This window comes from Paraburkholderia sp. J94, from assembly GCF_905220285.1.
Taxonomy (GTDB): Bacteria; Pseudomonadota; Gammaproteobacteria; order Burkholderiales; family Burkholderiaceae; genus Paraburkholderia; species Paraburkholderia tropica_A.
In genome coordinates this window covers 162682-173355 of sequence record NZ_CAJMZH010000020.1, presented here as the reverse complement: position 1 = coordinate 173355, position 10674 = coordinate 162682, and the positions used below count along the sequence as shown (strand labels likewise).

Below are 10674 nucleotides of genomic sequence, written 5' to 3'. Positions count from 1 at the left end.
CTTCGCTTCCTTCACATCGTGCATCGCGCCTTCGACCTGCCAGCGCGCAGCGACGATATCCGGGCGGCGCGCGATGAGATCGGCGGGCAGGTTGTCGGGCAGCGCGACATTCGCGACCGGATTGAGCACGGGATTCGCGATCTGCAAACCACGGTCCGGGCCCTTGCCGAGCAGCGCGCCCAGTTGGTAGCGCACGGTCTCGATCTGGCCGTCGATCTGCGAGAGATTGGCCTGACTCGTTGCGATGTTGCCGTTGGCGGTCTGACGCTCGACGTTGGTATCGAGGCCCGCGACCACGCGGCCGTTCGTGATCGTGCCGATGGTCTTGCGGTTGTCGATTTCGTGCGCGGCGATGTCGCGCAGCGCGTAAAGCTGGGCGAGCTGGTTATACGTACGCGCGACCGAGGCCGCGAGCGTGATGCGCGCCTGCTGCATCTCGGCTTCGGCGGCGCGCTGCGCGGAGACGGCCTGCGCGAGACGCTGACGGTTTTTACCCCAGAGGTCCAGATCCCACGACGCGCTCGCGAGCACGTTGTTTTCGCTGTACCAGCTGCCGCCGTAGGGGCTCGGATAAAGCGCATTCTCCGAATAGAGTTCGCGCGTCCACGAATAACCCGCGTTCACTTTCGGCGCCAACGCCGACTTCGAAGTCTCGATATACGACGACGCCTTCGCCAGACGCGCCTGCGCCTGCGCAATCGTCGGATTACCATCGAGCGCTTCGTCGATCAGCTTCTGCAACTGCGGATCGCCGAACTGCTTCGCCCAGTCGAGCGCGGGCCACTGCCCGCCTTGCGCCGGAATACTCTGCGACGACTCGAGCTGCTGCGGCTGGTCCAGCGTCTTGTCGCTCTTGATACCGATATAGTTCGCGCAGCCGCTCATGAGCGTAACCGTTGCGCACGCAACGGCCAAGGCCAGCGCGCGAGGCCGCACGCGCGAGCTCGAAATTGAAACGTTTTTCATGTTTTCCTGATGTTCGAAAAAGGCAGCACCGGTTTTCGTATTCGACGCAGATTCAATGCTGCGTCAATGTGGCTTCAATGCGCCGCCGAATCCGCGCCGCCCCCGCCTGCCCTGCCCGCGCGCGTAATCCAGATGAGCGGAATGATGGCGATGAAGATCACCGCCGAAATCCAGAACACGTCGTTGAGCCCGAGCATCGCCGCCTGAGACTCCACGAGCTGGCCGAACATCGCATGCGCCGTCGCCGTATCGACGTGCATCGACTTCGTCACGAAGCCGAGGAACTGCGTGAAGGCCGGATTCTCCGGCGTCGCCTGCTCGGTGAGCCGCACGTGATGCACCACCGTGCGGTCGTACCACTCGTTCGCGCCCAGCGACGTGCCCACCGCGCCGCAAAACACGCGCACGAAATTCGACAGACCGGCGGCGGCCGGAATGCGCTGCGGCGGCTGGCCCGCGAGAATGATCGCGGTGAGCGGCACGAAGAACATCGCCATCGGAATGCCTTGCAGCAGCGTGGGCAGCACGAGGTGATACGTATCGATATCGACGATGTAATTCGAGCGCATCCAGAACACCGCCGCGAAACCGATGAACGCCAATGTGGCGATCACGCGCGCGTCCGAGCGCGGCAGCACCTTCGCGATCACCGGCGAAAGCAGCACCGTAAAGATGCCGATGGGCGCGATCACGAGCCCCGCATCCACGGCGCGATAGCCCAGATACTCCTGCATCCATTGCGGCAGCAGCACGAGATTGCCGAAGAACACGCCATACGCGATCGAAATCGCAATCGTGCCGCCCAGAAAATTGCGCTGGCCGAACAGCCGCAAATCGACGATCGGATGCTCCTCGGTCAGCTCCCAGATCACGAAGGCCGTGAAGCTGACCGCAGCCGCAATCGTCAGGCCGATGATCACGGGCGAATGGAACCAGTCGAGATCCTTGCCCTTGTCTAGCATGACCTGCAAGGTGCCGACCCACGCGACGAGCAGGCCGAGCCCGACCAGATCGATCGGCGGCTTGCGCGTGGGTGTCTCGCGCGAGCGATAGATCATCCACGTGGCCGTGGCCGCGAAAATGCCCACCGGAATGTTGATGTAGAAAATCCACGTCCAGCTATAACTGTCCGTGATCCAGCCGCCGAGCGACGGTCCCGCGATCGGCCCCACGGTGGCCGTCATGGCCCAGAGCGCCAGCGCCGTCGCGGACTTCTGCTTCGGCCACGAACTGAGCAGGATCGCTTGCGACATCGGAATCAGCGGCCCGGCCGTGAGACCCTGGAACACGCGCGCCGCCAGCAGCACCGGCAGATTGGGCGCCATGCCGCAGAGCCACGAAGCGATCGTAAACAGCACGATCGCACCCACGAACAGGCGAATCTGGCCGAGACGCTGCGTGAGCCAGCCGGTCAGCGGGATCGCAACGGCATTGGCCGCCGCGAACACCGTGATGACCCACGTGCCCTCGTCCACCGAGACGCCCAGGCTGCCCGACAAGGTGGGAATGGCGACGTTCGCGATCGACGAATCGAGCACGTTCATGAAGGTCGCGAGCGCGACGGCCAGCGTGCCGAGCGCGAGCTTGCCGCCGCTCAACGGCGGCGGGGACGCGGCGGCCGCGTTCAACGCGTGCTCCGCTTGAATGGGTTTCGCGAGTCCATCATCCGTTTGCAATCCTGATCAAGTTGATGTGTCCGTCCGGCCGATACGCCACGCTTCCCGCTCTGCGCGCCTTGGCGCGAGAAAAAACGACCCCGCGCCGCGCACGTTCACGCGGCGAAAACCGTCAATGAGGGGAGGATCATCCAGGCGGGATAGTACCGAACGGTACTGGATGATAAGAGCACAAGATTGCCACGTCAATAAAAATCGAACCGATCGGTACTATTCGAAACGAAGCTGTGCGCAGCCGGGAATCCCGCCCGTGCGCTGTGTTACGATCCGGCGACACCGTTATCGCTACCGATCCAGAACAAATGGCGACGCAGAAGGAAACCGGCGCACCGGCGCGCCGTCCCCCCACTCCCCGCAAGCCCGACATCGTGCCCGCCCCCAGCAAGGCGGACACGATCCTGAACGCCGCGCGCGACATCTTTCTGGCGCACGGCTTCAGCGCCGCCACCACCGACATGATCCAGCGCGAGGCGCACGTCTCGAAGTCGACGGTCTATGCCGCGTGGCCGACCAAGGAAGCGCTGTTCGCCGCCGTGATCCAGCGCGAATGCGGGCAGTTCGCGAATTCGCTGCGCAAGATGGACTTCGAAACCGACGACATCACGCGCTCGCTCACGCGGCTCGCACGCGCGTATCTCGATCTGGTGGTGTCGCCGATGGGGCTCGCGCTGTATCGCGTGATCGTCTCGGAAGCGCCGCGCTTTCCCGAGCTGGGGCGCGCGTTCTATGCGGCGGGGCCGGAAGTGGTGGCGAGCATCGTCGGGCAATTTCTCGAACGCGCGGCGGCGCGCGGCCAGATCGACGTGCAAGCCGTGGGCTACACCACGGCCGCCATGCTGTTCATCAGCATCGTGCGCGGCGAGGCGCAACTCGAATGCCTCACGCATCCGACTTCGCGGCCCTCGGAGGCGCAGCTCGACCGCTGGGTGGAAGCGTCCGTGCAGACCTTCGTGCACGCGTTCGTCAAGCGGCCCGAAGGCGCGTGAGCGCGCACGCAAAGCCAATCAAACGCTATAAAGCCAGCCGGAATCCCGCGCCGTAGACGGACTGAATCACGTCTTCATCGGGCGCGACGGCCTCGAATTTGCGGCGGATTTTCTTCACGTGGCTGTCGATCGTGCGGTCCTCGACAATGCGGCCATCGGGATACAGCCGGTCCATCAGCACGTCGCGCGAAAAGACCCGGCCGGGCCGCGCCGCCAGCGTCCGCAGCAAGCGAAATTCGATCGGCGTGAATTCGATTTCCACACCGCGAAAAGTCGCGAGAAAACGTTCTTCGTCGAGTTGCAGCGGCACGCTCTCGGGAAAGCGCTCGAAGCGCGAGCGGCGCAGAATCGCCTTCACGCGCGCGACCAGTTCGAGCAGGCTGAACGGCTTGCAGATGTAGTCGTCGGCGCCGAGTTCCAGGCCGATCAAGCGGTCGACCTCCTCCACCTGCGCCGTCACCATGATGATCGGCACGTCGCTATAGGTGCGCAGATCGCGGCAGATGTCGCGGCCATCGCGGCCCGGCAACATCAGGTCGAGCACGATCAGGCCCGGCATGCGCCGCGCCACTTCGTTCGCGACTTCGCGGCCGTCGTCCACGCAGCGCGTGGTGTAGCCCGCGGCTTGCAGGAAGTCCGCCATCACGCTCGCCAGTTTGGGCTCGTCCTCGACGATCAGAATGTCGATCGGCGTTTCGTTACTCATGGTCACGTCGGTTCCTGAAGGTTTCCGTGCTGCGCGGCAGCGCGATGGCAATGCGCAAGCCGCCGAGCGGCGCGCGCGCGGCGTCGATACGCCCATCGTGCGCCTCGACGATGCCGCGGCAGATCGGCAAGCCGAGCCCCGCGCCGCCGGTCGCGCGGCTGCGCGACGCCTCCACGCGATAGAAGCGCTCGAACAGCGAAGCCAGCATGGCCTCGGGCACGCCCGCGCCGCTGTCGTCGAAATCGATGTAGACGGTGCGCGCATCCTCGCGCGCCGTCACGCAGACTGTTGCGCCCGCATCGACATAACGCACCGCGTTTTCGAGAATATTGGTGAAGACCTGCTGAAGCCGGCGCTCGTCGCCGCGCACCCAGAGCGGCGCGTCGGGCAGATCGGTGCGCAGCGTGAGACCCGCGTCGCCGAGCCGCCGCGCGCTGCGGCGCAACGCCGAGCGCAGCGTCTCGCAGACATCGAGTTGTTCGTGGTGATAACGCAGCGCGCCGACATCGGCGAGCGAGAGATCGTAGAGATCGTCGACGAGACGGCTCAGGCGCTTCACTTCGCCGCCGAGCGAGCGCACCGCTTCCACGCTCACCGGGCGCACGCCCACTTCGATCGCCTCGATCTCGCCGCTCATCACCGCGAGCGGCGTGCGCAGTTCGTGCGAGATATCGGCGACCAGCGCGGAACGCATGCGCTCGGTGCTCTCCAGCGTCTGCGCGAGATGGTTGAAATCGTGTTCGAGCTGGCCGATGTCGCCGGTCGACACCGTCGGCACGCGCGCGCTCAGATCGCCGCCCGCGAGCGTGTGCGTCGCGCTCGCGATGCGGCGCAGCGGCGAGGCGAGCGCACGCGCCATCCACAAGGTCGTGAGAATCGCGAGCAGCGTGGCCGCAATCGTGATGATCCAGCTCGACTCGCGCTGCGTCTTCTGGAAGCGCAGATCGCCCGCCTCGGTCGCGCGCTCGAACGGCACCATCAGCAGCCAGCCGACCGTCTTGCCGTCGACGACGATGGGACGGCGCGGCGACGTATCCGCGAAGGCCGGATTGCCGAACACGTAGGCGCCTTTCGCGTCGAGCAGCGTGAAGCGCGTATTGGTGCCGATCAGCGACGAAACCGGCAGACGCGGCAGCGGCGCGCGGCTCGTCACAGGATACGAGGCCGGCGCGTAAGGCCGCATGATCTCGTGCCAAATGCTGCGGTTTTCGAGCAGGAAATCCCAGCTGCCGTGATCGCGATACGCGAGGCCCAGCGGCCCGACGCTCGACTCCAGCCGCTTGATTTCCTGCTGCTCCAGATAGCCGAGAAAGCCGCGCTCGAAACTGAGCCGCGCGCCCAGCGCCATCGCGCCGATCACCAGCACGTTGACGACCAGCATCGCGGCAAACAGCTTGCCGGTCAGGCTCGCGCGGCGGATTTCGCGCAGCACGCGGATCAGCGTTTGCGGCATGACTTCGATTCCGGGCACATGGCCTTGCTACCTCAACCCTGGTTCTGAAAACGTTCGGTCATCATACTGCCTCGCGCCCGGCTTCACCGCTCAGCGCGTAACCGAAGCGCCAGACGCCGCCGATGCCGCGTTCGCAGCACTCGATGCTGAATCGGCCTCCACGCCGCCGCCCAGCGCCGCATACAGCGTGATCAGACTGGTCTGCGCCGAAAGCTGCGTCGCGACCAGCGACTGCTGCGCCGTGTAAAGCAGACGCTGCTCGGTCAACGCGTCGATCAGGCTGTCGCTGCCCTGCTGATAGAGCGCCATCGTCAGATCGTAGGCGTGCTGATCGGCCTTGACGGTGCGCGTCTGCGCGTCGAGTTGTTCGTCGATGGTCGCGCGCGTCGCCAGCGCGTTCGCGACTTCCTCGAACGCGGTCTGGATCGTCTTCTCGTAGGTCGCGACGTCGATCTTGAGCGTCACCTTCGCGGCGTCGAGCGTGGCGCGGTTCTGGCCCGCGTCGAAAATCGGAATCACCGCCGACGGCTCGAACGACCACGCGCGATTGCCGCCCGTGAACAACTGCGCGAGCGCGGGACTTTCGAAGCCGAGCGCCGCCGTCAGGCTGATGGTCGGGAAGAAGTTCGCGCGCGCCGCGCCGATATCGGCGTTATCGGCTTTCAAGGTGTGCTCGGCCGCCAGCACATCGGGACGGCGTTGCAGGACCGCCGACGGAATGCCCGCCGGAATCGACGTGATGCTCGCGACCGGATCGACCTGCGCATCGGGCAGATCGGCGTCGGGCACGCGCGCGCCCACGACGAGTTCGAGCGCATTGCGCGCCTGCTCGGCCGTGGTCTGCGCCTGCGCCGCCGAGTTGCGCCCCGACTGGAGACTCGCCTGCGCCTGCTCCACGTCTAGCGCGCTAGCCGCGCCCAGCGTGTGCTCGCGATCGACCAGATCGAAAGTGCGCTGCTGGCTCGCCTGGGTTTCCTGCGCGATCGCCAGCAAGCGCTTGTCCGACGCCAGCGTGAGCCAGTCGCTCGCCACATCGGAAACGAGGCTGATCTGCGTGCTGCGGCGCGTTTCGATCGACGAAAGATAGGTTTCGAGCGCCGCCTTGCTCAAGTTGCGCACGCGGCCGAACAGATCGATCTCGTAGGACGTGAAGCCCAGATTCGCGCTATAGACGTGCGTGGTCTCGCCGCTCGCGGTGGTCGTGGTCGCGGACCCGCTGGATTGCGCGTTGCGCACCGAAGTCGGCGTGCGTTCGGCCTCCTGCGAGCCGCCCAGATCGATTTCCGGGAACAGCGACGCGCGTTCGATGCGGTACTCGGCGCGCTCCTTTTCGATATCAAGAATCGCGATGCGCAGATCGCGGTTGTTCGACAGCGCGAGCGCGATCGTGCGCTGCAAACGCGGATCGACGAAGAAGCTGCGCCAGCCGATATCGGCGGCGAGCGTGGCCGAAGGCTGTGCGTTTGCAGCGCCGGTTGTCGAAGCCGCATCGGGCCACGCAGCCGCCACCGGCGCGGTGGGCCGCTGATACGACGGCGACAGATCGATACACGCGCTCAGCGCCGTGACGGCCGCGCCGGCCAGCATCCAGTGGACTACGCGCTTCATGCGGCACCTCCATTCTTCGACTCGTGCGTCGATGCATTCATCGCGCCATCCGGCAACGCATACGCATCTTCCCCGGCTTCCTGCTCCGCGTGCTCGGGCACGCTCTGCTCCGCCTGCGCACCGGTCGAGCCGGAATCGCCTGCGGGCGCACCCGCACCGCCGCGACCGCCCGGACCGCTCGGCGACGCGCCCTTACCGCTCAGCTTGCGCACGAGGAAATACGAGAGCGGCGTGAAGAAAATCGCCAGCACCGTTCCCACCAGCGTGCCGCCGAACACCCCCGTGCCGATCGACTGACGCGCGGCCGCGCCCGCGCCGGTTGCGATCACCAGCGGCGCGACGCCCAGCAGAAACGCCAGCGACGTCATCACGATCGGACGAATCCGCAGCGCGACGGCCTGCTCGATGGCCTTGAGCGTACTGGCGCCCTGCTTCTCCAGCATGGTCGCGAACTCGACGATCAGAATCGCGTTCTTCGACGACAAACCCACCGTCACCAGCAGGCCCACCTGGAAGTAAACATCGTTCGACAGCCCGCGCAACGTCGTGCCGAGCGCCGCGCCGAACACGCCGAGCGGCACGATCAGCAGCACCGCCAGCGGCACCGACCAGCTTTCATACAGCGCCGCGAGGCACAGGAACACGAACAGCACCGAGACCGCGTAGAGATACGGCGCCTGTCCGCCCGACAACTGCTCCTGATACGACAGCCCGGTCCACGCATAGGTGATGCCCTTGGGCAGCTTCGCGACCAGTTGCTCCATGGTCTGCATCGCCTGGCCCGAACTCACGCCGGGCGCCGGATCGCCGACGATCTCGAACGACGACTCCGCGTTGTAGCGGTCGAGTTCGGGCGGCCCGTAGGTCCAGTGCGACGTCGCGAACGCGGAGAACGGCACCATCGTCCCCGACGTATTGCGCACATACCATTGCTCCAGCGACTCGGGCGTCATGCGGAACGGCGCGTCGCCCTGCACGTAGACCTTCTTGATACGCTGGTTGTCGAGGAATTCGTCCACGTATTCACCGCCGAGCGCGTCTTCGACGGTCGAGTTGATGTCGGCGGGCGCGAGACCCATCGCGCTCGCCTTGCGGTCGTCGATATCGAGCGAGAGTTGCGGCGTATCGGCGAGACCGTTGAAGCGCACCTGGCGCACGACGCCGCTCTGATTCGCCATCTTGATCAGCTTGTCGCGCGCAGCGGCGAGCGCCGCGTGACCGAGCCCGCCCTCATCGACAAGCTCCATGTCGAAGCCCGAACTGATGCCGAGACCACGCACCGTCGGCGGCTGCAGCACGAACACCTTGGCGTCGCGAACCTGCTGCGAGAGATCGCGCGAAGCCTTCGCGACGAAACCCTGCGCCGTATCGTTGACCGCCGTGCGCTGATCCCAGTCCTTGAGCTTCACCCACATCATGCCGACGTTCTGGCCGTTACTGCCAACCGCGTAACCGGCGACGTTGAACACCTCCGAAACCGCCGGCTGCTTGAGCAGATAGTCCTCGACCTTCGCCATCGTCGCTTCGGTGCGCTCGCGCGTCGCGCCCACGGGCGCGGTCACCGTCACCATCAGCACGCCCTGATCCTCGGTCGGCAGAAACGACGTGGGCAGGCGCACGAACAGCAGTCCCGCGCCCAGCACGAGCAGCGCATAGACGATGATCGCGGGCTTGCGATGATGCAGCATCTTGTCGACGACGCGGCGATACTTGCTGGTCGACGCATCGAAGCCGCGATTGAAGCCGCTGAAGAAACGGCCCTTCGGCTTCTCGTGGCCGTCCTTGAGAATCGTCGCGCAGAGCGCGGGCGTGAAGGTCAGCGCCACCACCACCGAAAGCGCCATCGCCGACACCACCGACACCGAAAACTGCCGGTAGATGATGCCCGTCGAGCCGCCGAAAAACGCCATCGGCAACAGCACGGCGGAGAGCACCATCGCAATGGCGACCAGCGCGCTGCTGATTTCCGTCATCGACTTTTTGGTGGCCTCGCGCGGCGATAAATGCTCCTCGGTCATCAGACGCTCGACGTTCTCGACCACCACGATCGCGTCGTCCACGAGCAGGCCGATGGCGAGCACCACGCCGAACATCGTCAGCATGTTGATCGAATAGCCGAACACGTCGAGGATGCCGAAGGTGCCGAGCAGCACGACCGGCACCGCAATCGCCGGAATCAGCGTGGTGCGCAGGTTCTGCAGGAACAGGAACATGATCGCGACGACCAGCACGATGGCTTCCGCGAGCGTCTTGACCACTTCGGTGATGGACGTCTTGATGAACGGCACCATCTCGTACGGATACTCGACCTTCAACCCAGCCGGAAAGCTCGCCGCGCGCTTGTTCAGGAAGTCGTGCACTTCCTTGTCGACCTGCACTTCGTTCGCGCCCGGCGCGAGTTGCAGGCCGAGACCCGAAGCGGGCTTGTTGTTGAAGTTCGTTTCGACCGTGTACGCCTGCGGGCCGAGCGCGACGCGCGCCACGTCGCCGAGCAGCACCTGCGAGCCGTTGGTCTCGGTCTTGAGCACGATGTCGCGGAACTGCTGCGCGGTGGTCAGGCGGCTGCGCGCCGTGATGGTGGCGTCGAGTTCCTGGCCCTTCACGGCGGGCGTGTTGCCGACTTCGCCGGCGGCCACGTCGTTGTTCTGCGCGTCGATGGCCGTGACCACGTCCGATGGCATCAGCGCATACTTTTGCAGCTTGTTCGGATCGAGCCAGATCCGCATCGCGTACTCATAGCCGAACTGCTGCGCCTGGCCGACGCCGGGCAGACGCTCGATCTGCTCTTCGAGATTGCTGTACAGATAGTCGGCGATGGCCGCCTTGCTCATCTTGCCGTCCTCGGACACGAGGTTGAAGACGAGGAAGGTATCGGGCGACGCCTTGCGCACGGTCACGCCGCTTTCCTGCACCTCTTCGGGCAGCAGCGCGTTGGCCGATTGCAGCTGATCCTGCACCTGCACCTGGGCGGTGTCGGGATTCGTGCCCGCCGAGAAGGTCAGCTTGATCGAGATATTGCCCTCGGAGTTCGCCGAGGACGACATGTACATCAGATTGTCGAGACCGACCATCTGCTGCTCGATCACCTGCACGACCGCGTCCTGATTGGTCTGCGCGGACGCGCCGTTATAGGTCGCCGTGATCTGGATGGTCGGCGGCGCGATGTCGGGATACTGGTCGAGCGGCAACTGGGTGATCGCGAAGGCGCCGGTCAGCGAGACCAGGATCGCGAGCACCCAAGCGAAGACCGGACGGTCGATAAAGAAATGAGCGATACGC

7 protein-coding genes are annotated in these 10674 nt (G+C 65.2%); 1 reads left to right on the top strand and 6 read right to left on the bottom strand.

Annotation, left to right across the window (positions count from 1 at the left end):
* Positions 1-966 (bottom strand): efflux transporter outer membrane subunit (locus U4Y88_RS33195; protein WP_321789106.1); only part of this gene is annotated, 966 nt, incomplete at its 3' end.
* A 74-nt stretch (positions 967-1040) separates the two neighbouring features.
* Positions 1041-2594 (bottom strand): DHA2 family efflux MFS transporter permease subunit, encoded by a 1554-nt coding sequence (locus U4Y88_RS33190; RefSeq protein ID WP_224014688.1) that lies wholly within the window; start codon positions 2592-2594, stop codon positions 1041-1043.
* Between the two features lie 350 nt (positions 2595-2944).
* Here U4Y88_RS33190 and U4Y88_RS33185 point away from each other — a divergent pair, with 350 nt between their 5' ends.
* Positions 2945-3628, top strand: coding sequence for a TetR/AcrR family transcriptional regulator (locus tag U4Y88_RS33185; protein ID WP_321789104.1), 684 nt, complete (start codon positions 2945-2947; stop codon positions 3626-3628).
* 25 nt (positions 3629-3653) lie between these two features.
* Here U4Y88_RS33185 and U4Y88_RS33180 read toward each other — a convergent pair whose 3' ends face one another.
* The 4 genes from U4Y88_RS33180 to U4Y88_RS33165 form a co-directional block, all read right to left on the bottom strand.
* The gene (locus tag U4Y88_RS33180) at positions 3654-4334 is read right to left on the bottom strand and encodes a response regulator (RefSeq protein WP_224014692.1); all 681 of its coding nucleotides are present in this window, start codon (positions 4332-4334) and stop codon (positions 3654-3656) included.
* On the bottom strand, positions 4327-5787 hold the full coding sequence (locus tag U4Y88_RS33175; protein ID WP_321789102.1) for an ATP-binding protein: 1461 nt from the start codon (positions 5785-5787) through the stop codon (positions 4327-4329). Before U4Y88_RS33175 ends, U4Y88_RS33180 begins: the two co-directional genes overlap by 8 nt.
* Positions 5788-5877: 90 nt before the next feature.
* Positions 5878-7395 (bottom strand): efflux transporter outer membrane subunit, encoded by a 1518-nt coding sequence (locus U4Y88_RS33170; protein ID WP_321789099.1) that lies wholly within the window; start codon positions 7393-7395, stop codon positions 5878-5880.
* Entirely contained in the window at positions 7392-10670 is a 3279-nt protein-coding gene (locus U4Y88_RS33165) for an efflux RND transporter permease subunit (RefSeq protein ID WP_415774532.1), read from the bottom strand. Before U4Y88_RS33165 ends, U4Y88_RS33170 begins: the two co-directional genes overlap by 4 nt.
* Between the last annotated feature and the right edge of the window lie 4 nt (positions 10671-10674).